At 71.6% G+C, this 22,811-nt stretch carries 26 protein-coding genes; 21 read left to right on the top strand and 5 right to left on the bottom strand.

The window, feature by feature from the left end:
• The first annotated feature begins 4 nt into the window (after positions 1-4).
• The 12 genes from ABT129_RS11450 (at position 5) to ABT129_RS11395 (ending at position 9,460) form a co-directional block, all read left to right on the top strand.
• Complete coding sequence (locus ABT129_RS11450) at positions 5-1,261, top strand: CpaE/TadZ family protein (protein WP_351899598.1); 1,257 nt, start codon at positions 5-7, stop codon at positions 1,259-1,261.
• 3 nt (positions 1,262-1,264) lie between these two features.
• On the top strand, positions 1,265-1,633 hold the full coding sequence (locus ABT129_RS11445; RefSeq protein ID WP_351899595.1) for a TadE/TadG family type IV pilus assembly protein: 369 nt from the start codon (positions 1,265-1,267) through the stop codon (positions 1,631-1,633).
• Complete coding sequence (locus ABT129_RS11440; protein WP_351899592.1) at positions 1,630-2,031, top strand: TadE/TadG family type IV pilus assembly protein; 402 nt, start codon at positions 1,630-1,632, stop codon at positions 2,029-2,031. The genes ABT129_RS11445 and ABT129_RS11440 overlap by 4 nt, the downstream gene beginning before the upstream one ends.
• Entirely contained in the window at positions 2,028-3,374 is a 1,347-nt protein-coding gene (locus ABT129_RS11435; RefSeq protein ID WP_351899590.1) for a TadA family conjugal transfer-associated ATPase, read from the top strand. Before ABT129_RS11440 ends, ABT129_RS11435 begins: the two co-directional genes overlap by 4 nt.
• Positions 3,371-4,315 carry a type II secretion system F family protein gene (locus ABT129_RS11430; protein WP_502981722.1) on the top strand — a complete coding sequence of 315 codons (945 nt, stop codon included), beginning with the start codon at positions 3,371-3,373 and terminating at the stop codon, positions 4,313-4,315. Before ABT129_RS11435 ends, ABT129_RS11430 begins: the two co-directional genes overlap by 4 nt.
• Before the next feature lie 11 nt (positions 4,316-4,326).
• On the top strand, positions 4,327-5,214 hold the full coding sequence (locus tag ABT129_RS11425) for a DUF5936 domain-containing protein (protein ID WP_351899584.1): 888 nt from the start codon (positions 4,327-4,329) through the stop codon (positions 5,212-5,214).
• Positions 5,215-5,374: 160 nt separating this feature from the next.
• Positions 5,375-6,556 carry a sensor histidine kinase gene (locus tag ABT129_RS11420; protein ID WP_502981721.1) on the top strand — a complete coding sequence of 394 codons (1,182 nt, stop codon included), beginning with the start codon at positions 5,375-5,377 and terminating at the stop codon, positions 6,554-6,556.
• Positions 6,553-7,251, top strand: a complete 699-nt coding sequence (locus tag ABT129_RS11415) for a response regulator (RefSeq protein ID WP_351899582.1) — start codon at positions 6,553-6,555, stop codon at positions 7,249-7,251. Before ABT129_RS11420 ends, ABT129_RS11415 begins: the two co-directional genes overlap by 4 nt.
• Positions 7,252-7,347: 96 nt before the next feature.
• Positions 7,348-7,566 carry a Flp family type IVb pilin gene (locus tag ABT129_RS11410; RefSeq protein ID WP_351899579.1) on the top strand — a complete coding sequence of 73 codons (219 nt, stop codon included), beginning with the start codon at positions 7,348-7,350 and terminating at the stop codon, positions 7,564-7,566.
• Positions 7,567-7,631: 65 nt separating this feature from the next.
• Entirely contained in the window at positions 7,632-8,216 is a 585-nt protein-coding gene (locus tag ABT129_RS11405; RefSeq protein WP_502981720.1) for a pilus assembly protein TadG-related protein, read from the top strand.
• A gap of 14 nt (positions 8,217-8,230) precedes the next feature.
• Positions 8,231-8,803, top strand: a complete 573-nt coding sequence (locus tag ABT129_RS11400; RefSeq protein ID WP_351899577.1) for a hypothetical protein — start codon at positions 8,231-8,233, stop codon at positions 8,801-8,803.
• A gap of 9 nt (positions 8,804-8,812) precedes the next feature.
• Complete coding sequence (locus ABT129_RS11395; RefSeq protein ID WP_351899574.1) at positions 8,813-9,460, top strand: OmpA family protein; 648 nt, start codon at positions 8,813-8,815, stop codon at positions 9,458-9,460.
• Here ABT129_RS11395 and ABT129_RS11390 read toward each other — a convergent pair.
• On the bottom strand, positions 9,457-10,398 hold the full coding sequence (locus ABT129_RS11390) for a hypothetical protein (protein WP_351899572.1): 942 nt from the start codon (positions 10,396-10,398) through the stop codon (positions 9,457-9,459). The genes ABT129_RS11395 and ABT129_RS11390 overlap by 4 nt on opposite strands.
• Positions 10,399-10,520: 122 nt before the next feature.
• Between ABT129_RS11390 and ABT129_RS11385 the strand changes: the two genes are divergently transcribed.
• Complete coding sequence (locus ABT129_RS11385; protein WP_351899570.1) at positions 10,521-10,907, top strand: hypothetical protein; 387 nt, start codon at positions 10,521-10,523, stop codon at positions 10,905-10,907.
• A gap of 31 nt (positions 10,908-10,938) precedes the next feature.
• The gene (locus ABT129_RS11380; RefSeq protein WP_351899567.1) at positions 10,939-12,075 is read left to right on the top strand and encodes a mannosyltransferase family protein; all 1,137 of its coding nucleotides are present in this window, start codon (positions 10,939-10,941) and stop codon (positions 12,073-12,075) included.
• On the opposite strand, the gene ABT129_RS11375 is transcribed toward ABT129_RS11380, so the two are convergent.
• Complete coding sequence (locus ABT129_RS11375) at positions 12,047-12,544, bottom strand: DUF192 domain-containing protein (RefSeq protein WP_351899565.1); 498 nt, start codon at positions 12,542-12,544, stop codon at positions 12,047-12,049. The two genes, ABT129_RS11380 and ABT129_RS11375, sit on opposite strands and share 29 nt — an antisense overlap.
• A 41-nt stretch (positions 12,545-12,585) precedes the next feature.
• Between ABT129_RS11375 and ABT129_RS11370 the strand changes: the two genes are divergently transcribed.
• The gene (locus ABT129_RS11370; protein ID WP_351899562.1) at positions 12,586-13,323 is read left to right on the top strand and encodes a prepilin peptidase; all 738 of its coding nucleotides are present in this window, start codon (positions 12,586-12,588) and stop codon (positions 13,321-13,323) included.
• A gap of 273 nt (positions 13,324-13,596) precedes the next feature.
• On the opposite strand, the gene mgrA is transcribed toward ABT129_RS11370, so the two are convergent.
• Positions 13,597-14,634, bottom strand: a complete 1,038-nt coding sequence (gene mgrA, locus ABT129_RS11365) for an L-glyceraldehyde 3-phosphate reductase (RefSeq protein WP_351899560.1) — start codon at positions 14,632-14,634, stop codon at positions 13,597-13,599.
• Positions 14,635-14,761: 127 nt separating this feature from the next.
• On the opposite strand from mgrA, the gene ABT129_RS11360 reads away from it, so the two are divergent.
• The 5 genes from ABT129_RS11360 (at position 14,762) to ABT129_RS11340 (ending at position 20,507) form a co-directional block, all read left to right on the top strand.
• Complete coding sequence (locus ABT129_RS11360; protein WP_351899558.1) at positions 14,762-15,523, top strand: isoprenyl transferase; 762 nt, start codon at positions 14,762-14,764, stop codon at positions 15,521-15,523.
• 325 nt (positions 15,524-15,848) lie between these two features.
• Positions 15,849-17,174, top strand: a complete 1,326-nt coding sequence (gene phoH2, locus ABT129_RS11355) for an RNA 5'-3' helicase PhoH2 (RefSeq protein ID WP_351899555.1) — start codon at positions 15,849-15,851, stop codon at positions 17,172-17,174.
• A gap of 378 nt (positions 17,175-17,552) precedes the next feature.
• Positions 17,553-18,269 carry an aggregation-promoting factor C-terminal-like domain-containing protein gene (locus tag ABT129_RS11350; RefSeq protein ID WP_351899553.1) on the top strand — a complete coding sequence of 239 codons (717 nt, stop codon included), beginning with the start codon at positions 17,553-17,555 and terminating at the stop codon, positions 18,267-18,269.
• A gap of 127 nt (positions 18,270-18,396) precedes the next feature.
• A complete protein-coding gene (locus ABT129_RS11345; RefSeq protein WP_351899551.1) occupies positions 18,397-19,830 on the top strand; it encodes an AI-2E family transporter in 1,434 nt (477 codons plus the stop codon).
• Positions 19,827-20,507 (top strand): hypothetical protein, encoded by a 681-nt coding sequence (locus ABT129_RS11340; RefSeq protein WP_351899549.1) that lies wholly within the window; start codon positions 19,827-19,829, stop codon positions 20,505-20,507. Before ABT129_RS11345 ends, ABT129_RS11340 begins: the two co-directional genes overlap by 4 nt.
• Positions 20,508-20,578: 71 nt before the next feature.
• Here ABT129_RS11340 and ABT129_RS11335 read toward each other — a convergent pair whose 3' ends face one another.
• On the bottom strand, positions 20,579-21,118 hold the full coding sequence (locus tag ABT129_RS11335; RefSeq protein ID WP_351899546.1) for an alkyl hydroperoxide reductase: 540 nt from the start codon (positions 21,116-21,118) through the stop codon (positions 20,579-20,581).
• Between the two features lie 6 nt (positions 21,119-21,124).
• Positions 21,125-21,679, bottom strand: coding sequence for a peroxiredoxin (locus ABT129_RS11330; protein WP_351899544.1), 555 nt, complete (start codon positions 21,677-21,679; stop codon positions 21,125-21,127).
• Between the two features lie 132 nt (positions 21,680-21,811).
• Between ABT129_RS11330 and ABT129_RS11325 the strand changes: the two genes are divergently transcribed.
• Complete coding sequence (locus tag ABT129_RS11325; protein WP_351899541.1) at positions 21,812-22,786, top strand: LysR substrate-binding domain-containing protein; 975 nt, start codon at positions 21,812-21,814, stop codon at positions 22,784-22,786.
• The last annotated feature ends 25 nt before the right edge of the window (positions 22,787-22,811 follow it).

The raw sequence follows: 22,811 nt of genomic DNA, 5'->3' as shown, positions 1-22,811 counted from the left end.
CGGTATGACCACCAGGATCCTCCCGGCCGTGGGCGACCCCGACGCGGCCCGCGCCGTCACCACCCTGATCGGCCAGCTCCCCGACGCCGAACCCGCGCCGCCGGTCACCGACTCCACCCAGCTCGTCGACACCCTCGCACGCCTCGCCGCCGCCTCCCTCGACGAGCTCCCCGAGGTCGTCCTCGTCCACGAGCGGATCGGCCCCGTCCCCGCGCTCGAACTCGTCCGCGAGGTCGCCCTCCGCTTCCCCGCCGTCGGCGTCGTCCTCATCACCGCCGACGCCAGCCCCGTCCTCTTCTCCGCCGCCATGGACTCCGGCGCCCGCGGCCTCGTCACCCTGCCCCTCGGCTACGAGGAGCTGGCCAGCCGCGTCCAGGCCGCCGCCCAGTGGTCCGTCGGCGTCCGACGCCACCTCGGCGCGGGAGCCGAACAGATCACCGGCCCCGGCGGCACCGTCGTCACCGTCAGCGGCGCCAAGGGCGGCGTCGGCACCACCGTCACCGCCGTCCACCTCGCCCTCGCCGCCCGCGCCTCCGGCCGGACCGTCGCCCTCGTCGACATGGACCTCCAGAGCGGCGACATCGCCTCCTACCTCGACGTCCAGTTCCGGCGCTCCGTCGCCGACCTCGCCTCCATCGCCGACATCTCGCCCCGCGTCCTCCAGGACGCGGTGTACGTCCACGAGACCGGCCTCTCGCTCCTCCTCGCCCCGGCCGAGGGCGAACGCGGCGAGGAGGTCACCGACCGGGCCGCCCGCCAGATCGTCAGCGCCCTGCGCGGCCGCCACGAGGTCGTCGTCGTCGACTGCGGCTCCCAGCTGAACAGCGCCAACGCCGCCGCCATCGAGATGGCCGACACCGCCCTCCTCGTCGCCACCCCCGACGTCGTCGCCGTCCGGGCGGCCAAGCGGACGGTACGCATGTGGGAACGGCTCCAGGTCCGCAAGGCAGAGGAGACCGTGACCCTGGTCAACCGCCACCACCGCTCCACCGAGATCCAGCCGCCCCTCGTCCAGAAGATCACCGGCACCCGCGTCGCCGCCGTCTCCGTCCCCGCCCACTTCAAGGAGCTCCAGGCCGTCGTCGACGCCGGCCGGCTGCACGAACTCGACGCCAAGTCCACCGTCAAGCAGGCCCTGTGGGCCCTCGCGGGCGAACTGGGCCTGGTCGGCGCCCCGGCCACCGAGACCCCCGGCAAGCAGCTCGCCCGCGCGGGCGACCGGGGCTCCCTCGGGCTGCGCCGCCGCGCCGGAGGGCGCTGAACCATGCGCATCCACCGGGACGACGACAGGGGGCAGGTGGCGGTCGAGTTCCTCGGCATGGTGCCGGTCATCCTGCTCACCCTCGCCCTGCTCTGGCAGGTCGTCCTGGTCGGCTACACGTACACCCTGGCGGGGAACGCGGCCGACGAGGCGGCGCGGGCCGCCGCCGTCGGCGACGACTGCCAGGGAGCGGCCGTGCGACACCTGGACGGGGCCTGGAGGAGCGGCGCCACGGCGAGCTGCTCGGGCCCCGCGGGCGGCATGGTGACCGTGGTGGTCCGCGTCCGGGTCCCGGTCCTGGTCCCCGGCGTCGGCGGACTCTTCACCGTCGAGGGCAGGACGGGCGCGATCTGGGAGGGACCCACCCCATGAGCGGTACGGACGAACAGCCGGGCACCCGTACGGGAAGGGCCTCCCGCGACAGGGGCCAGGCCGCCATCGAGTACCTCGGGTTCCTCCCGATCCTCCTCCTCGTCGGACTCGCCGGCTTCCAGCTGGGGGTCGCCGCGTACGCCGCCCAGCAGGCGGGTTCCGGCGCGCGCGCCGCCGCACGGGCGGCGAGCAGCGACGACGAGGACGCGCCCGACCCCGTCGCGGCCGGACGCGCGGCCGCCGACTGGGCCACCGAGGTCCTCGTCGACACCGGTGGCGGCGCGGCCGTCGCCACCGTCACGGTCGACATCCCCTCCGTCGTCCCCTTCTGGGACGGCTTCGGCTCCGTCACCAAGACCGCCACCATGCCGATGCCCGACGAGGAGGACCTGCCATGAGCCTGCGCGCCCGGATCAACGCCCCCGAGGACCACGGCGGCAACGCGGCCGCCCGGGAGGACGGGCACCTCGTCGCGGCCTTCCGCGCCAAGCTCCTGGAGGAGATCGACCTCACGGAGATGTCCGCGCTCGCGGCCGCCGAGCGGCGCGCCCGCCTGGAGCGCGTCCTCGGGCACATCATCAGCCGTGAGGGCCCGGTCCTCTCCACCGCCGAGCGCGCCCAGCTGATCCGCCGGGTCGTCGACGAGGCCCTCGGGCTCGGCGTACTCGAACCGCTCCTCGAAGACGCGTCGATCACCGAGATCATGGTCAACGGCCCCGACCAGATCTTCATCGAGCGCAACGGCCGCGTCGAACTCCTGCCGCTCCGCTTCGCCTCCCACGACCAGCTGATGCAGACCATCGAGCGGATCGTCTCCACCGTCAACCGCCGTGTCGACGAGTCGAACCCCATGGTCGACGCCCGGCTCCCGTCCGGTGAGCGCGTCAACGTCATCATCCCGCCGCTCTCGCTCACCGGGGCGACCCTCACCATCCGGCGGTTCCCCCGCGCGTACACGCTCCACGAGATGCTCGGCCTCGGCTCCCTCGACGAGCAGATGCTGCTCCTGCTCTCCGGACTCGTGCAGGCCAAGTTCAACCTGATCGTCTCCGGCGCCACCGGCACCGGGAAGACCACCCTGCTCAACGCCCTCTCCGGGCTCGTCCCGGACGGCGAGCGGATCATCACCATCGAGGACTCGGCGGAGCTCCAGCTCCAGCAGTCGCACGTCATCCGCCTGGAGGCGCGCCCGCCGAACATCGAGGGCCGCGGAGCCATCTCCATCCGTGACCTCGTCCGCAACTCCCTGCGCATGCGTCCCGACCGGATCATCGTCGGCGAGGTCCGCGGCGGCGAGACCCTCGACATGCTGCAGGCGATGTCCACCGGCCACGACGGCTCCCTCGCCACCGTCCACGCCAACTCGGCGGAGGACGCCCTCATGCGGCTCCAGACCCTCGCCTCCATGTCGGAGGTCAAGGTGCCGTTCGAGGCGCTCAGGGACCAGATCAACAGCGCGGTCGACGTCCTCGTCCAGCTCACCCGCCACCCCGACGGCACCCGCCGCATCACCGAGATCTCCGTCCTCGCCTCGCACGGACGGGAACGGTTCCTGCTCGCCACGGTCTGCCGCTTCCACGCGCAGCCGCTCGCCGCCGACGGACGGGTCTACGGGCAGTTCACGTACCACCCGCTGCCCCGGCGGGTCGCCGAACGCCTCTACCTGGCGGGCCAGCCCATCCCGCAGGCCTTCGGCGTGGCCGTGACCGACGCCCACCTGGCCACCCGAGAGGCGGAATGATGACCGACCCCTTCTGGCTGACCGCGGGCGTGACCCTGCTCGCCTGCGTCCTGGGCATCACCGGTGTCCAGCTGTACGCGAGCGGGGCGCGCCGGCACGCGGCGCTCGTCGCCCGGCTCGACGAGACGGTCGCGCCCGAGACCGCCGGCCGTCGCAGGCGCCGCTTCCGGGGCGTCGACCGGCGGGTGCGCCGGACCGCGCTCGGCCGGAAACTGGAGCTGCGGATCGCGGCCACCGGCCTCGACGTCACCCCCGGCGAGTTCACCGTGGCCCTCGCGGCCACCGTCGCCGTCCTGTGGGTCGTCGGTCAGGCGGCGCTCTCGCCGTTCTTCGGCCCGATCTGCGGACTCCTCGGCATCTGGGTGGCGATGGGCTTCCTCAACTGGCAGCGCCAGAAGCGGATCGAGAAGTTCATCAACCAGCTCCCCGAACTCTCCCGCATCCTGGCCAACGCCACCCAGGCCGGGCTCGCCCTCCGCATGGCCCTCAGCCTCGCCGCCGACGAGCTGGAGGCACCGGCGGGGGACGAACTGGAGAAGGTCGCCCAGCAACTGGCCGTCGGCACCTCGCTCGACGACGCCCTCGGGGAACTCGCCGAACGGCTGCCCTCCCGCGAACTCGTCGTCCTCGTCACCACCCTCGTCCTCGCCAACCGGGCCGGCGGCACCGTCGTCTCCTCCCTGCGCAACCTCACCGAGACCCTGGAGGAGCGCAAGGAGACCCGGCGCGAGGTCCGCACCCAGCTCTCCCAGGTGAGCATGACCGCGTACTCCGTCCCCGTCATCGGCGTCGGCTCGCTCCTCCTCATCGACAACATGCAGCCCGGCGCCCTCGACCGCATGACCGGCTCGGGCATCGGACAGTTCGCCGTCGTCGCCGCGCTCGTCCTGTACGGGGTCGGCTTCGTCGCCATCCGCCGCTTCTCGAAGATCGACGTGTAGGGACCGCCGCCGTGGACCTCCTCCTCGCCCTCCTCGCCGGCCTCGCCGTCGCGGGCATCGCCTACGGACTCCGGCTCTACCGCGCCGACGCCCGGCTCCCCGACGACCTCAGACTCGCCCTGGAGGTCGGCGCGACCCGTACCGGCGCCGTCGACTCCGCCGTCGACCGGCTCGGCATGCGCTGGTCCCCGGCGGTGCTCCGCCTGATGGGCCCCAAACGCGTCAGCGCCGTCCGCCGCCGCATCGACCTCGCCGGAAACCCCGGCGGACTCACCATCGACCGGTACGGGGCCCGCCGGGCCGTCTACGGCTTCCTGGGCGCCCTGGGCGCCCTGCTGATGCTGAGCAAGGGCTCGTACCTGACCGCGCTGCTCCTGCTGGCCTTCGGCGCGTTCTGGACGGAGGTCGGCATCTGGTCGGCGGTCCGCATCCGCAAGGACCAGATCGAACGCACCCTGCCGGACTTCCTCGACGTCCTCGCCGTCGTGGTCTCGGCGGGCCTCGGCTTCCGCCAGGCCCTCGAACGCGTCGCCGAGAAGTACGAGGGCCCCTGGTCCGACGAACTCCGCATCACCCTGCGTCAGATGGACATGGGCGTCAGCCGCCGCCAGGCCTTCGACGAACTGCGCCGACGCAACGACTCCGAACAGGTCGCCCAGTTCGTCACCGCCCTCCAGCAGGGCGAGGAACTCGGCGCGCCGATCGTCGACACCCTCATCCAGATCGCCAACGACATGCGCCGCACGGACGCGCAGAACGCCCGGCGCAAGGCGGCCAAGGCGGTCCCGAAGGCGACGATGGTGATCACGACGCTGATGGTCCCGGCCACGATGATCCTGCTCGGCGCGGGCCTCTTCCTGGGCACGGGCACCGACTTCGGCTCGGTGACGGGCGAGTGAGCACCCGATGAGGCGCGATGCGCGCGGGGCCGGCCGCGGGGGTCCGGAGGGGAGGGTGGGGTTGGTGGGTCGGGTGGGTCGGGTCGGGCCGGGGGGTGCGCTGGGCCCGGTGGGTCGGGTGGCCCCGGTCGGGCCCGTCGGCTCTCGGCTCCACCGCCCGGTGGACCTCCAGGCCAACGCCCTGCAGGCCATGTGCCGCCAGGTCTTCGGCTTCCGGCTCGCGATGATCGCGCTGGCCGCGCCCGCGGCGCTGCTCGGCGCCGCCCCCGGCCTCCCCGTCCGGCTCGTCGGCGCCGCCGTCGTCGTCACCTTCATGGGTTCGTACGTCCTCTTCCGCGACTGGGAACGCTTCGGCCCCCTGCTCCTCAGGCACCCCGCCCTCCTCGCCGCCGACACCCTCCTCGGTGCCCTGCTCCTCGTCACCGCCGGACCGCAGAGCACCCTCGCGTACGTCAGCGTCTGCACGCCCCTCCTCGCCGGACTCGCCTACAGCTGGCGCGGCGCCGCCTTCTTCGCCTGCCTGCAGGCCCTCGTCCTGCTCGCCGTACGCGGTGACGTCCTCCTGCTCGCCGGTCTCTGCGTCATCACGGGCGCGCTCGGCGTCACCCTGCGGAACCTGCTGCTGCGGTTCGGGGAGGCGGGCCAGGCCCTCGCCGAGGCGCGCGCCGGGCTCACCGCCGCCCAGGCGGTCGAGGTCGAACGGGCCAGGCTCGCGCGCGAGATGCACGACTCCGTCGCCACCACCCTGCACGGCCTCGCGCTCGCCGCCGACGCCCTCGCCACCTGCCCCGACCCGGCCGAGGCGAGGGACAGGGCCGCGCTCGTCGCCCGCGCGGCCCGCAGGGCGGCGGCCGAATCCCGCGAACTCCTCGCGGACCTGCGGAGCCAGTCGTACGGGGGAGCGGGGGCCGACGGCATCGACCTGGCCTCGGAACTGACTAACCGGGTACGGGACTTCACCACCCGCTGGCAGGCGTCGGGCATCGAAGCGGCCTTCCGGCCCGTCGGCGACGGGACACCGGCGGTCGTCCCGTACCCGATGGCCCGACAGCTCCTCTCGATCGCCGCCGAGGCCATGGAGAACGCCGGACGCCACGCCCACCCCACCCGTGTCGACGTCACCGCCGGGGTGCACGCGGGCCTGCTCCGCATCAGCGTCCGCGACGACGGCAGGGGGCTGCCGCCCGGCACGACCCTCGACGCGCTGCGCGGCAGCGGCCACTTCGGCCTCGTCGGCATGGTCGAACGGGCGGCGGGCGTCGGCGCGCGGCTCCGCATCGGCCGGGGCGACGCGGCGGGGGGCACGGAGGTCCGCCTCGAAGTCCCGCTGGGGGCGCGATGACGGCGCTCACGATCCTGGTGGCGGACGACAACCCGGTGGTACGCGCGGGTCTGCGGTCCCTGCTCGGCGACCACCCGGACCTGCGGGTCGTGGCGGAGGCGTCGGACGGGCGGGCGGCCCTCCGCGAGACGCTCCGGACCCGGCCGCAGGTCGTCCTCCTGGACGTCCGCATGCCGCCGTGGGACGGCCTGGCGGCCCTGCCGCACCTGGCGCGTCTGGCCCGTGTCCTGATGCTCACGCACAGCCGGGAGCCGGAGACGGTCGAGGAGGCGCTGCGACTGGGCGCGGGCGGCTACCTGGTCCACGGCGAGTTCACGACGGAGGAACTGGTGCGGGCGGTACGGGAGGTGGGGGAGGGGCGGGCGCGGTTCACGGCGACGGCGTCGGAGGTGCTGCTGAGATCGCTCCGTGCGACTGCACATGATGTGGAGAGCTCAATTGTCGCAATGTCGGCGCACTTTGAGAATGCGTCTTCGCGCATGCAACGGAATATGGAAGAGTGGGGACTGAGTGTGAGGGAGGTGGAAGTGATGGATCTGATCGCCACGGGCCTGAACAACCGGCAGATCGCCGCGACCTGCTTCATCGCCGAGAAGACGGTGAAGAACCACATCAACCGCATCTTCGCCAAACTCCACACGGACACCCGCGCCGAGGCCATAGCCTCCTGGCTGGGCACCAGGCCCACCCGATGACCCGGGCCCACAGATGGGCCCAGGGGCCCTGTGCACCGACCCGAGGGTCGGCGTACCGTGCCCATGCGCAGGCGTCTGAACGCGGAGGGGACCACGATGAACGACGCGATGCTGAAGGCCCTGACCAAGGCCCGTATGCAGCTCGGCGACTGGACGGAACGACGATCGAGGGACCGCGGCCAGACGGCGGTGGAGTACCTGGGGATCATTGTGGTGGTGGTGGCGATTGTTGTGGCGATCACCGGCACGGACATCGGAAAATCGATCAAGGACGCCATCACTCAAAAGATCGCCGACCTCACTGGAGGCAAGTAGTCGCTTCCTGGAGGCGCCGTGACGATGGGCAGGCCTTCCCTGTTTACATCGCGGCCATCGCGGGGTTGCTGTTTCTGGCCTTCGTCTACTTTGCGGTAGGGCAGGCCGCATTCACGCGGAACAGCGCCCAGACCGCAGCGGATGCGGCAGCCCTTGCGGCTGCACAGGACGCCCGCGAGCAGCTCCGAGATGACTGGCTCGACGTGATTCTCTTCCCTGATCAGTGGGACGGAATCCTGCGCGGCGTGGGATTTGACGGTCCCGCCGCGTGTGAGCAGGCGGAAGTGTTCGCGGGTCGGAACGACGCCGAGCTCTCCGGTGATGGTTGTGTGCCGCCTGCATCGGGGGGTGACGGCTTCCGTGTAACGGTGCTCACGACGGGCCAGGAGTCGCGGCGTGCCACAGCGTCTGCTCGGGCCGTGATCGAATCGAAGTGCGATTTCGTGCCACCGGACGTGCCGAAACCGGAGGAGTCCGAGCCGGGCCCTGATCCGACGGAACCAGGTGATGAGCCGGAACCGGAGCCAGAACCCGAACCGATAACTGGGCTTACCTGTGATGACGTGGCCTGGACGATCGATCCTGACGATCCGACACTTCCCAGTGCCGTAGATCTTTTCACTGTCCGACTGGCCGGCGACGACGAGTAAAGGAAGCGCGCTTCATGAATGTTCGGTACGCACGGAAGGGGCTGCTTACCGTCGCGATCGCGTCGGTGGCCCTCCTGGCGGTCGGCTGCGGAGCCGAGGAGAAGCCGAAAGCGAACAAGCCGGCCGTGACCACTTCTGTGCCGCAGAAGACCCAAGAGGGGCAGGATACGGAGACGACGGCGGCGCCTGCGGAGACCCTCGCTGTTGTCCGCGGGCAGAAGGGGCTGGAACTCACGGTCAATTCGGTCGAGCGTGATGCGGGTGGATTCCTCACCATCAAGGGTCAGTTGAAAAACACTTCCGACTCGGCTGCAGCCATCTCGTCCCAGACAAGTGGCGATGAGACGGAAGTCATGAAGCACGGCAGCTCGTTCGGCGGCGCCACCCTTGTGGACGCTGTGGGGAAGAAGCGCTACTACGTGCTGCGCGACACCGAGGGGCGGCCGCTGACCACCGCCGGGCTGAGTGTTCTGGCGGCACAGGCGACGGCCGCCGTCTTCATGCAATTCCCCGCCCCTCCCTCCTCCACCACCGACGTCTCCTTTCAGCTCCCCACCTTCGAACCCGCCACCCTCAAGCTCTCCTGAGGCGACGCCATGACGACGACATTCCGCCGCCTCGCCGCCCTCGCCATCGTTTCCGTGGCGTTCGGGCCGCTCGCCGTGCCCATGGCCCACGCCGACGATCCGCCCGGGTCGGCCGGCTCCGCCTCCCCGGCGCCTGTGATCGACGCCAACGCGCCCGGGCTGATGCTGCCCGACGGTGCCACCCTCGCTGCCGCCAAGGTCCTCGACATCAAGCAGATCGTCGAGGAGGAGGGCGGTGAGCAGCGGCGGCAGGACACCAACGTGGACGTGACGTTCGCGCTGCAGGCCGAGGTCCTGTTCCCGAAGAACAGTGCCAAGCTCGGGGCGGCCGCCACCGCCCGGATCGCCGCCGTCGCCGCGGAGATCAACAAGCTGGGGTCCGGGCGCGTCCGGGTCTTCGGCTTCACCGACAACCTGGGGACGTACGAGCACGGTCTCAAGCTGTCGAAGCAGCGTGCCGTGGCCGTTCAGCAGGTTCTCGCGCGGAGCCTCGACCCGGGGACGACCTTCGACATCCGCGGCTACAGCGAGGACTACCCGATCGCCGACAACGCCAGCGAGGAGGGGCGGAAGAAGAACCGGCGGGTGGAGATCTCCTTCCCCCGGACCTCCCCGCCCTCCCCGCCCTCCGCACCCGCCCCGCCCTCCGCGCCCTAGCCCCGAGCCAGCGTCGCCAGTGCCGCCCGGATCGTGGTTGTCATGCGGTCCGGGTGGTGGAAGACCTCCCCCGCCGTGAAGCGCAGGACGCGGCGGATCTCCGGGCAGGACTGCAACGCGTTGAAGCGGGCGACGTCCCGTTCGTGGGCGCGGCGGGTGCCGTGGAAGGCGTAGCCCTCGACCTCCACGGCCAGGCCCTCCGCCCGGAAGAGGAAGTCGGGGCGGAGGAGCCGGCCGCCCGCCGTCCGCAGGGGCGGCTGGGATTCGGGGAACAGGTCGGCGTCCCGTATCCGGAGCCGGGCGACCGTCTCCGCCGGTGAGCCCGACGCCGCCTCGGTCAACGGCAGCCAGGACCGGGCCCGGCGTGCTCCCCGCCGGGGCGCCGCGAGTTCGGCGGTGAGGTCCTCGTACCGGACGAGTGCCTCGCGCCGCACCCCGTCGACCGCCCGTCGCGCGAGCGCCGAGTCCGCGACCACGACCGCCTCCTCGCGGCTTCCGGCGGCCCGTATGAGGTCGCCGACCGTCCGTGCCGGGGTCGTCGTCCGCAGGCCCCGCCGGGTCGAGCGGTCGCGGGGTGTCAGGAAGGCCGTGGCGTGGACGCGTATCCGCTCGCCGTGGGTCGAGCGGGTCGGTGCCGGGGCCGTGAAGTGGAGGTGGTCGGGGTGGTGGGCCGCTCCGGGAGCTCCCAGGCGTTCGATGCGGTGGAGTCCCGCCGCCGTCCCGTGGCTGCACACCAGCTCGGGGCGGAGCAGTTGCACGGCCGTCGCTCTGACCTGCCAGTCCACGTCCTTTCCCGGGGCCGCCCACGCGCCCCGGCAGATCCGCTGCCAGCCGTCCCCGCGCAGGCGGCCGGCGAGGCGGCCCGGGGGCCAGCCCGCCGCGACCGCCCAGACCGTCAGGAGGACCCCGCCCCTGGCGAGGATCGCCAACTCGTACATACGCCCAACGATCCACGGAAGAGGGACACTTCGCACCCCCTGTGGAAAACCTCGCGAAAGCCGCCGTCAGGAATGTGCAAAAGCGGCGGGACACGGCCGCGGCACGGGAGCATTCTGGATGGATGACGACGACGCCGAGCGAGAAGCCGGGCGAGACGCCGAGTGTGCAGTTGGTCAGTGACCTCGTCACCCGGATCCCCGAGTTCCGGGACGTGTACGAGAGGCATGTCTTCCATCAGGGCGGTGTACAGCCGCACGTGTTCTTCTGGGACGTCGTGCAGGACACCGTCCGGTCCTTCCTCGGCGAGGCTCCGAGCGCGGCCGACTGGCGTCGCACGCTCGCCTTCCTGGAGGAGCAGAGTCGTCGTGGGGTGCTCGGCGTCGACGAGGTCATCGTCACCTCGTTCCTCGGCGACCTGCCCTCCCCGCAGGAACCCGGGCACGAGATCGTCCATCAGCTCGGTCCCGTCATGGCCGCGAAGTTCGTCCGCATAAGGCCCCTCGGCTGACCGTTCCGTCCGCCCCGGGATAATCGGGCGCATGTCCGCGTCCCGACTCACCGCACCCGGCCGTCTCCGTTGCCTCCGCCGGCCCGACCGCCCCACCCTTCTCGCTCTCGGTGGGTACGCCGCCACCCGGCTGGTCGGTCTCGCGGTCCTCGCCGTCGCCTCCGCCGCGACCGGCAAGGACGGGATGCACCGGCTCAACGGTCGCTGGGACTCCGTCTGGTACGTACGGATCGCGGAGAACGGCTACGGGTACGAGACCACCCTGCCGAACGGTGACGTCCACTCCGACCTGGCCTTCTTCCCGCTCTTCCCGGCTCTGGAGCGCGGCCTCTCCGCCGTCCTCTCCGTCGACGCGGCGACCGCCGGACTCCTGGTCTCCTGGACCGCCGGGCTGGTGGCCGCCTGGGGCATCCACCGGTGCGGCGCGCAGGCGTTCGGGCCCCGTGCCGGTGTGCTGCTGGCCGTCCTCTGGGGTGTGTACCCGACCGCGTTCGTCCAGTCGATGGCGTACACGGAGACGCTGTTCACCGCCCTCGCCGCCTGGTCGCTCCACGCGGTCCTGCGCGGGCGCTGGCTCCTGGCCGGCGTCCTGTGCGCGGCCGCCGGGCTGACCCGGCCGACGGCCGTCGCGCTGATCGCCGCCCTCGGGATCACGGCGCTCGTCCTGCTCGTACGGGACCGGCGGCTGCCCCCGCGGACGGTCGCCGGAGTCCTGATCGCGCCGCTCGGCTGGCTCGCGTACATCGTGTACGTCGGTGTCCGGGAGGGGAGTCCGACCGCCTACTTCGAGGTCCAGGCCGCCTGGGGCAACTCCATCGACGGCGGTGTCGCGCTCGCGCGGTTCATCCTCGGGCTGCCCTGGCCCGCCGCCCTCGGGCTCTGCGCGGCGCTCGCGCTGCTCGGCTGGCTCGTGGTCCTGTGCGTACGGCAGGGGCAGCCGCTGCCCCTGCTCGTCTACACGATCGGCGTCGTGTTCGTCTCGCTCGTCGGCGCCGCGTACTTCGGGTCGCGGCCCCGTCTGATGATGCCCGCGTTCGGACTGCTGCTCCCGCCCGCGGTGGCCCTCGCGCGGCTGCGGACCCGTACCGTCGTGCCGGTCCTCGCCGGGCTCGCCCTCGCCTCCGCCGCGTACGGGTCGTTCACCCTGCTCGGTCCGGGCCCGCCGTGACGTCCGTCCCGTCGGGGCCCGCCGTGACGTCCGTCCCGTCCGGGCCCGCCTCGACGTCCACGCGCACGCGTGCCCCCGGTCGCAGGCCCCAGCCCGCCATCGCGCCCGCCTCCGCCTCCAGGACGTGCCGGCCCCGCGGCCGGATCATGCCGAGCCGTCCGGGCCGCATGGTGACGACGGACAGGACCCTGAACGAGCGGTCGAGGTGGGCCACGTCGATCGCGAACCGCATGCCGAAGGTGTGCACGCTGTTCGTCCGGACGATGAGCAGCGCCGCTCCCGCGATCCCGTCCCGCCCGAGCAGTCCCCGCCGCCGCGCCCGGTACGACGCCGCGACCTCCAAAGGGACGACGACCTCCGGCGGCACGGTGACCTCCGGCGTCACGACGACCTCCGGCGGTACGGCCGTCCCCGTCGGTTCCTGTGCCGAGACCGTCAGCGTCCCCGTCCCGTCCACCCATTTCCCCATGCGCCAGACCGTAGCGGTCCCGCGAGCCTAGGGTCTGGTCCGTGTACGTCACGATGATCGCCCTCGCCGCCCTCTGGGGCGCCGCCGCCGGGCTGCTCGTGCCGCGCGCCGCGTACCGGCTCTCCGTGAGCCCGGAGGAACCGTGGCGGGACCGCTGCCCCGCCGGGCACGCGCTCGCCGGGCCCGCGAGCGGCTGGCTGGGCGGTCCGGGGCGGCGGGACTGCGCGACGACCGGGAGCCCGCTCGCCGCACCCCTGGTCACCGCCCTCGTCTGCGCCGCGCTCGCCGCCGCCACCGGCGGGCCCCGGCCCGAGCTGGCGGTCTGGCTGCTCGGCGTGCCCTTCGCCGTCCTCCTCGCCAGCGTCGACGCGCGCGTGCGCCGGCTTCCGGACGGTCTCACCCTGCCGCTGGCCGCCGCCGTCCCGCTGCTCCTCGGGGCCGCCGAGCTCCTCCCGTACGACGCGGGCTCCTGGCTCCACGCCGTGCTGGGCGCGCTCGCCCTGGGCGGCGCCTATCTGGTGCTCTTCCTGGTCAACCCGAGCGGTCTCGGCTTCGGCGACGTGAAGCTGGCGGTACCCCTGGGCGCGGCGCTCGGCTGGTACGGCTGGGGGGTCCTGTTCACCGGGGCCTTCGCCGGCTTCCTGCTCGGCGCGGTCTACGGCCTCGGTCTCATGCTCCTGCGCCGGGCCGACCGGTCCTCGGCGATCCCCTTCGGCCCGTTCATGCTGGGCGGCGCGCTGCTCGGTCTGCTCCTCGGCGCGTTCACCGCCCTGCCGTGAGACGCCGCGCGGCCCCGGGCGTCAACGGGGCCCCGTCGGACCGGTCCCTCTTCGGGGGGACGGAACTCCGCCGCCACGCCGGGGCGCAAACCCGCCACAGGCCCCCACACCCCTTGTCCCGACTGGGATCCGCCGCATTCGGCGAGGTTCGTTCGGCGTACCTGGCGCGCAACACGACTAACGAAGGGTTATGGTGGAAACCCCCCCTCGGGCCGGTCCGTATCCCCCCCACGGACCGGCCCGTTTTTCTTTTCCCGCGCCCCTCCGGGGACGTCAGCCCCGGCCGGCCCAGATGTTCGCGCCCTGGGTGTCCACGGCGAACGAGTCGATCTCCGCCAGCTCCTCGGCGGTCAGCGGGGCACCCGCGAGGGCCGCCACGTTCTCCTCCAGCTGGGCCACGCTGGACGCGCCGATCAGCGCCGAGGTCATCCGCTCGTCGCGCAGCACCCACGAGAGCGCCAGCTGCGCCAGCGACTGCCCGCGCCGGCCCGCGATGTCCGCGAGGCCGTGGAGGCGCCGCATCACCTCGTCGGAGAGCAGGTTCGGGTCGAGGGACTTGCCCTGGGTGGCCCGCGAGCCCTCCGGGATGCCCTTCAGGTACTTGCCGGTGAGCAGCCCCTGTGCCAGCGGCACGAAGGAGATGCAGCCCATGCCCGCTTCCTCGAGGGTGTCGAGGAGACCGTCCTCCTCGGTCCAGCGGTTGATCATCGAGTACGAGGGCTGGTGGATGAGGGCCGGGACGCCCAGCTCCCGCAGGATCCGCGCGGCCTCGGCGGTCTGCTCGCTGTTGTACGAGGAGACACCGACGTACAGCGCCTTGCCCTGCTGGACGGCGAAGGCCAGGGCCCCCATCGTCTCCTCCAGCGGGGTGTGCGGGTCGAAGCGGTGCGAGTAGAAGATGTCGACGTGGTCGAGGCCCATCCGCCGGAGGGAGGCGTCGAGCGAGGACAGCAGGTACTTGCGGGAGCCCCACTCGCCGTACGGGCCGGGGTGCATCTCGTAGCCGGCCTTGGTGGAGACGATCAGCTCGTCCCGGTACGGCGCGAAGTCCTGGGCGAAGAGCTTGCCGAAGTTCAGCTCGGCGGAGCCGGGCGGCGGCCCGTAGTTGTTCGCCAGGTCGAAGTGGGTCACGCCGAGGTCGAAGGCGCGGCGGAGGATCGCGCGCTGGGTGTCGAGGGCGCGGTCGTCGCCGAAGTTGTGCCAGAGGCCGAGGGAGATCGCGGGGAGCTTGAGGCCGCTGCGGCCCGAGCGGCGGTACTCCATGGCGTCGTAGCGGTCCGCGGAGGCGCGGTACACGGGGGAATCAGTCACGTATCTCTGCTTATCACGGACTTGTGACAGTCCCGGGCTGGGAGCCTGTCGCCCGTGCGCAGTAGTGTGGCCGCTTGCGGACCGCCGATGCAGGGCGGACCGCCGCTGCACGGAGGGGTAAAGAACGGTGAACCTGCGCGACCTGGTGTACGGGCTCTACGCACGCCGGGTGGAAGGCCGCCTCGACCATGACCAGGTGCCCAAGCACATCGGGGTCATCCTCGACGGGAACCGCCGCTGGGCCAAGGCGTCCGGCGGGACCCCCGAGCAGGGGCACAAGGCCGGCGCGGACAAGATCCAGGAGCTGCTCGGCTGGTGCGCCGAGACCGACGTCGAGGTCGTCACGCTCTGGATGCTCTCCACGGACAACCTGAGCCGGCCCGAGGAGCAGCTCGTACCGCTGCTCGGCATCATCGAGAACGCCGTGCGCGCGCTGGCCGCCGACGGCCGCTGGCGGGTCCACCACGTCGGCACGATGGACCTGCTGCCCGCGCGGACGCAGTCCGTGCTCAAGGAGGCCGAGCAGGCCACCCACGACAACACGGGGATACTCGTGAACGTGGCGGTGGGGTACGGCGGCCGGCAGGAGATCGCGGACGCGGTCCGCTCGCTGCTCCTGGAGCACGCGGAGCGCGGGACGAGCTTCGAGGAGCTCGCCGAGATCGTCGACGTCGAGCACATCTCGGAGCACCTCTACACGCGCGGCCAGCCCGACCCGGACCTGGTGATCCGCACCAGCGGCGAGCAGCGGCTGTCCGGATTCATGCTCTGGCAGAGCGCCCATTCCGAGTACTACTTCTGCGAAGTGCACTGGCCGGCCTTCCGCAAGGTCGACTTCCTGCGGGCGCTGCGCGACTACGCCGCGCGCCACCGGCGCTACGGAACCTGAGCCGCAGGAAACCGACCCCTCGCCGTCCCCGGAGGCCCCGGGGACGGCGGTCGGAACCGATCACCTCGTGTTCATGAACACGTCGTCATATGCCATGGCATGGCGAGGCCTGATCGAGGGCATATCCCTGGTGAAGTGAGCGGCACGGAGACCGCCACCCGGGAGGCCCCTTGCACCAGGACGACCGTGCGGGACACGTACGGGAGAAGCGGAGGGCCGTGGTTCGGCCCGCGCATGGCGGCCTGAGCCCGGTCCCATTCCGCAGCGACACCGGTTCCGTCGCACCCCGACCTCACAGGGGTCTTCCGAGGGGGTCTGTCCTTCCGTGGTGACAAGCACGAAGCGCCGCCTTTCCGACCGGCGCACCTATGTTCTCGACACCAGCGTCCTGCTGGCCGACCCCAACGCCGTCTCCCGGTTCGAGGAGCACGAGGTCGTGCTCCCGATCGTCGTGGTGACGGAGTTGGAGGCCAAGCGGCACCATCCCGAGCTCGGCTACTTCGCCCGGCAGGCCCTGCGCCTCCTGGACGACTTCCGGGTCCGGTACGGACGCCTCGACGCCCCGCTCCCCGTCGGGGACCTGGGCGGCACCCTGCGTGTCGAACTCAACCATTCCGACCCCGGCATCCTGCCCGCCGGCTACAGGTTGGGGGACAACGACTCACGGATCCTCGCGGTCGCGCGGAACCTCCAGGCGGAGGGGTACGACGTCACCGTCGTCTCCAAGGACCTGCCGCTGCGCATCAAGGCCTCCTCGGTCGGTCTCCTCGCCGAGGAGTACCGGGCCGAACTGGCCATCACGGACGCCAACGGCTGGACGGGGATGACCGAGCTCGGGCTCTCCGCCGACCAGGTCGACCTGCTCTACGACCAGGAGACGCTGTACGTGCCGGAGGCCGCCGGGCTTCCGGTGCACACGGGCCTGGTGCTGCAGTCGGAGCGCGGCAAGGCGCTCGGCCGGGTCACCTCCGAGGGGAACGTGAAGCTGGTCCGCGGCGACCGGGAGGCCTTCGGGCTCCGCGGCCGCAGCGCCGAGCAGCGGATCGCGCTCGACCTGCTGCTCGACCCGGACGTCGGCATCATCTCGATGGGCGGCCGGGCCGGCACCGGCAAGTCCGCGCTCGCGCTCTGCGCGGGCCTGGAGGCGGTCCTGGAGCGCCGTCAGCACCAGAAGGTGATGGTCTTCCGTCCGCTGTACGCGGTCGGCGGCCAGGAGCTCGGGTACCTGCCGGGCAGCGAGTCCGAGAAGATGAGCCCGTGGGCCCAGGCGGTCTTCGACACGCTGTCCTCGGTCGCGAGCCGCGAGGTGATCGAGGAGGTGCTCGGCCGGGGGATGCTGGAGGTCCTGCCGCTCACCCACATCCGGGGACGCTCGCTCCACGACGCCTTCGTCATCGTGGACGAGGCCCAGTCCCTGGAGCGGAACGTCCTGTTGACCGTTCTGTCCCGTATCGGGGCGAATTCGCGGGTCGTGCTGACCCATGACGTCGCCCAGCGGGACAACCTCCGGGTCGGTCGGTACGACGGAGTCGTCGCCGTGGTCGAGAAACTGAAGGGACATCCGCTCTTCGCGCACGTCACCCTCACCCGCTCCGAGCGCTCCCAGATCGCCGCGCTCGTGACGGAGATGCTGGAGGACGGTCAGATCTGACCGATTCGTACGCGTCTGTACGCGTACGGAAGTTGGCGCCGCCCGGCAAAGCGCAGGAGCTTAGCCGGGCGGCGCCTCCATGTCCGCCACATCTCCCAAAACACCTGCCCCTGCAGAGGTGTGAGCTTTCACACGCAACACAGAATTGCCTTGCGGTGTCGCCGTCCGGCAGAGTCTTGCTTCCGTCAGGCCCCGCATACGGCACACGTGCACCCCCAGGGGTGCGCACAGCACCGCACAACTCAACAGCCGTCCGCCGTATGCCGCCCACAGCACCACGGGCCCGTGTCTTCTGTGACCCCGTACGTCGGAGACCAGTGCCAGGGGCACGATTTCGCCCGCGTGGTCACCTGTGCGGGCGTGCTGGAAGGAAACCGTGTGAGCCGGATCTCGGTCCGGGGATTCGCGGTGGCTTCGGCCACTGCGGTCACCACCGTCGGCGCCGTCGTGGGCGTTGCGTCGGGTAACGCCGTTCAGCCCTCGGACGACAACTTCGAGGCCACCGCGGCCGACACCACGCTGCTCGCGGACATTCCCGCGGGCGATCAGGCCCAGGTACAGGTCTCGTCCCTCTCGGAGCAGGCCGATGTCCAGGCCGCCGCTGCCGACTCGGCCGCGAAGAAGTCCGCGGAGGAGGCGGCTCGTCACCGCGCCGCCCAGGACGCCGAGGCCAAGAAGGAGGCGGCCGACAAGGCCGCCAAGGCGGAGAAGGCCGAGAAGGAGCGCAAGGAGCGGGAGGAGTCCGAGCGCGCCAGCCGTTCCGCGGTCCGCGACGCCTCGTCGTTCTCCGCGCAGGGCTCGTACTCGATCTCCGAGGTCAAGGCGATGGCTCGCCAGATGATCCCGGCCTCGCAGTTCCAGTGCTTCAGCAACATCGTGGACCACGAGTCCGGCTGGAACTACCGCGCGACGAACCCGTCTTCGGGCGCCTACGGCCTCGTGCAGGCGCTGCCGGGCCACAAGATGTCCTCGGCCGGCTCCGACTGGCAGACCAACCCCGCCACCCAGATCAAGTGGGGCCTCAGCTACATGGACGGCCGCTACGGCAGCCCCTGTGGAGCCTGGTCGTTCTGGCAGGCCAACCGCTGGTACTAGTACCGGCGTCTCAACCTCGGGGAGCCCCTCACCGTCCTACGGTGAGGGGCTTCTTGCGTGTAGTTTCGAATGCCCACGGTCTTCGGGGGAACCGGTGGTGAAAAGCGAGCGGGGGAAGAGGAAAGCGATGTCGAGAGTGCCAGGGTGGCTGGGACGGCTGGGCGAGAGCCTGAGCCGCATGGGTGAGCGTCTCGACGAGCGCAGGGCCGAGGCGGACCGCGACGATCCGATCGGCCCGCCGTACGAGAACACCGGGAAGCGGCCGGCCGGCCGCGCCCGCGGGGACGTGTCCGGCCCCGTCCGTCCCGATACGGACCCGGACACCGCGGCGCCCCTCCCGGAGACGGACGCCGAGCCGGAGCTCTCCGTCCCGGCGCCCCCGTCGTACGCGCCGGCCGTCGCCGCCCGCCCCGACCCCGTCGCCGCGATCCCCTGGGGCATGCGCGTCGCCGCCGAGGCGAGCTGGCGTCTCCTCGTCTTCGCCGGCACCGTCTGGGTGCTGATGAAGGTGATCAGCTCCGTCCAGCTGGTCGTCCTCGCCTTCGTGGCCGCGCTCCTCGTCACCGCCCTGCTCCAGCCCACCGTGGCCATGCTGCGCAGGAAGGGCCTGCCCCGCGGCCTCGCCACCGCCGTCACCGCCGTCTCCGGCTTCGTCGTGATGGGCCTGGTCGGCTGGTTCGTGGTCTGGCAGGTGATGGACAACATCGACAACCTGTCCGATCAGGTCAAGGGCGGTATCGAGGAGCTCAAGCGCTGGCTCCTCGACAGCCCCTTCCACGTGACCGAGCAGCAGATCAACGGCATCGCGAAGAACCTCAGCGACTCCGTGGGCGCCAACGCCGAGCAGATCACCCAGGTCGGACTCCAGGGCGTGACCGTCGTCGTCGAGACGATGACCGGCATCCTGCTCGCCATGTTCTCGACGCTCTTCCTGCTCTACGACGGGAAGAAGGTCTGGGAGTGGACGCTCAAGCTCGTCCCCGCCCAGGCCCGGCCCGGCGTCGCGGGCGCCGGACCGCGCGCCTGGCGCACGCTGACCGCCTATGTGCGGGGCACGGTGCTCGTCGCCCTCATCGACGCCGTCTTCATCGGCCTCGGTCTCTGGTTCCTCGACGTGCCGATGGCGGTGCCGCTCGCCGTCTTCATCTTCCTGTTCGCCTTCATCCCGCTCGTCGGCGCCGTCATCTCCGGCGCCCTGGCGGTCGTCGTCGCGCTCGTCACCAACGGGGTGTTCACCGCCCTGATGGTGCTCGTGGTGGTCCTCGCCGTGCAGCAGATCGAGGGGCACGTCCTCCAGCCCTTCATCCTCGGCCGGGCCGTCCGGGTCCACCCGCTCGCCGTCGTCCTCGCGGTCGCGGCCGGTGGTCTGACCGCCGGCATCGGCGGCGCCGTGGTCGCGGTCCCGCTGGTCGCCGTCTCCAACACGGTGGTCGGCTACCTGCGCGCGTACAGCACGGAACAGGCGCTCCGCAGCGCGCCCGAGCCGCGTGGGGCGACCGCCTTCGAAGTGGCGCCCACCCCGGCCCCGGGCTCCCCGGCGGTCAAGGGGGACGACCAGTGATATCGGAGCCGGAGTACGTCGGCGGGACGACGTTCGACACCGTCGAGGTCCTGACGGAGGAGAAGCCCCCGCGCCCGCCCCGGACCGGCCGCCCCTGGCCGTGGGCGCTCGGCGGCGCGGTGCTGGCCTCCGCGGTGTGGGGCGGCGGGCTCTACGCGTACGAGCGGAGGGCGGAGCCGGGTCCGGACCTGGGCGGGTACCGGCAGGTGGAGAGCGTCTGCGAGGCGGCGGAGCTCAAGGCGCTCTCCGGCGTCCTGGGCAAGCGCGGCTCGGACGGCGCGGGGCCGCAGATGAAGGACCCGGCCGTGTACGAGACCTCGTGCTCGCTGCACTTCGGATCGCCCGACTCCGGCTACGACGCCCAGGTCACCTACACCCTGCACAAGGTGATCGACCCGGGCCCCGAGTTCGGGGCGCGGTCGCGGTACTACGACCTGACCACGCCGATCGACGGCATCGGGGAGATGGCCTTCTTCGACGACCGCGGCGGCGAGGGCGGGGAGATCCGCGTCCTCGACGGCCAGGCCGAGCTCTCGCTGAGCCTCTACCGGAGCTACGGCGTCGACGAGGACGGGAACGAGATCGGGAACAAGGACCCCCTCGACCTCTCCGGGATCGAGGTCCCGATGTCCCAGGACATGCTGAGCCTGATGGCGGCGCTGAAGAAGGCGCCGTGACGGCGTGACGGACGCGTGAAGGGCCCCGGGGCAGGCAGCCCCGGGGCCCTTCACACGCATGCCGTGCGGTCCTACTCGGCGGAGGCGAGCACCGCTTCCGCGTCGAGGGTGACGCCGACGGCCTGGATCACCGCGGCGATCTTGACGGCCTCCTGGATCGTGGCGCGGTCGACACCGGCCTGGCGCAGGACCTGCTCGTGCGAGTCCAGGCACTGGCCGCAGCCGTTGATCGCGGAGACGGCCAGCGACCACAGCTCGAAGTCGACCTTCTCGACGCCCGGGTTGCCGATGACGTTCATCCGCAGACCGGCGCGCAGCGTCCCGTACTCGGGGTCCGACAGCAGGTGCCGGGTCCGGTAGAAGACGTTGTTCATCGCCATGATCGCGGCGGCGGACTTGGCCGCCTGGTACGCCTCGGGCTTCAGGTTGGCCTGGGCCTCGGGCTCCAGCTCCCTGAGGACCTTCGGCGAGCGCGAGGCGATCGCGCAGGCGAGGACGGTGCCCCAGAGCTGCTGCTGGGGCAGCTCGCTGTTGCCGATGACCGAACCGAGGTTCAGCTTCAGGTCCTTGGCGAAGTCCGGTATGGCGGACTTCAGTTCGTCGAGAGCCATGTCAGATCACTCGCCCGACAGGAGCGCGGCGGCGTCGAGGGTGCCCTCGCCCTTGTTCCAGTTGCACGGGCACAGCTCGTCGGTCTGCAGGGCGTCCAGCACCCGCAGGACCTCCTTGGGGTTACGGCCGACGGAGCCGGCGGTCACCATGGTGAACTGGATCTCGTTGTTCGGGTCCACGATGAAGACGGCGCGCTGGGCGAAGCCGTCGGCACCCTTGACGCCGCAGTCGCTCATGAGCTCGTGCTTGGAGTCGGCCAGCATCGGGAAGGGCAGGTCACGCAGGTCGGCGTGGTCCTTGCGCCAGGCGTGGTGCACGAACTCGGAGTCGCCGGAGACGCCGAGGATCTGGGCGTCGCGGTCCGCGAACTCGTCGTTCAGCTTGCCGAACGCGGCGATCTCGGTGGGGCAGACGAAGGTGAAGTCCTTCGGCCAGAAGAACACCACGCGCCACTTGCCCTCGTAGGCCTTGTGGTCGATCTGCTCGAACTCCTTGCCGCTCTCCAGCGACACGCAGGCGGTCAGGTCGTAGGTGGGGAACTTGTCACCGACAGTGAGCACGCGCTCTCCTTGCAAGCGGGAAGGGTCCCTTTTGGGGTCTTCCGTGGGGGTTGGACGGCTCACAGCATGGCACGGAGTGCATTGATCAGTGAAATAGCTAGAGTGGGTCGTGTTGATCGAAGGTGGTTATCAGTGGCGTCCCCGTACAGTTCCCCGCACGGCCCGAACCGAGGCAAGCAGCCGAGCCTCTCGCAGCTCAGAGCGTTCGTGGCGGTCGCCGAGCATCTGCACTTCCGCGATGCGGCGGCCTCCATCGGCATGAGCCAGCCCGCGCTCTCGGGCGCGGTTTCGGCACTCGAAGAGGCACTCGGTGTCCAGCTCCTTGAGCGTACGACGAGAAAGGTGCTGCTCTCGCCCGCGGGGGAGCGGCTCGCGGTACGCGCGCGGGCCGTCCTCGACGCGGTGTCGGAGCTGATGGAGGAGGCGGAGGCGGCCCAGGCCCCGTTCACCGGGGTCCTGCGGCTCGGCGTGATCCCGACCGTCGCCCCCTACCTGCTGCCGACGGTGCTGCGGCTGGTCCACCGGCGCTACCCCGACCTCGACCTCCAGGTCCACGAGGAGCAGACCTCCTCGCTCCTGGAGGGGCTCACCGCCGGGCGGCTCGACCTGCTGCTGCTCGCCGTACCGCTCGGCGTGCCCGGCGTCACCGAACTCCCCCTCTTCGACGAGGACTTCGTGCTGGTCACCCCGGAGGGGCATCCGCTGGCCGGGCGGGACGACATCCCGCGCGACGCCCTCAAGGAGCTGCGGCTGCTGCTCCTCGACGAAGGCCACTGCCTGCGCGACCAGGCCCTCGACATCTGCCGCGAGGCCGGGCGCACGGGCGGCGCCGAGGTCACCACCACCGCGGCCGGACTCTCCACGCTGGTCCAGCTGGTGGCCGGCGGGCTCGGGGTGACCCTGCTGCCGCGCACCGCCGTCACGGTCGAGACGGCCCGCAACCACGCGCTGTGGACCGGGCTCTTCACCGAACCGGCCCCGGCCCGGCGGATCGCCCTGGCGATGCGCACGGGGGCTGCCCGGCACGCCGAGTTCGAGGAGCTGGCGGAGGCGCTGCGCGGCGCGATGCGGGGGCTTCCGGTACGGGTACTGGGCGCGGGGGCCTGAGGACGTAGGCGCCCGGGGGCCTGTG

The sequence above is a fragment of the Streptomyces sp. NPDC002057 genome, assembly GCF_040296665.1.
Taxonomy (GTDB): domain Bacteria; phylum Actinomycetota; class Actinomycetes; order Streptomycetales; family Streptomycetaceae; genus Streptomyces.
This window is presented reverse-complemented; position numbering and strand designations above follow the sequence as displayed.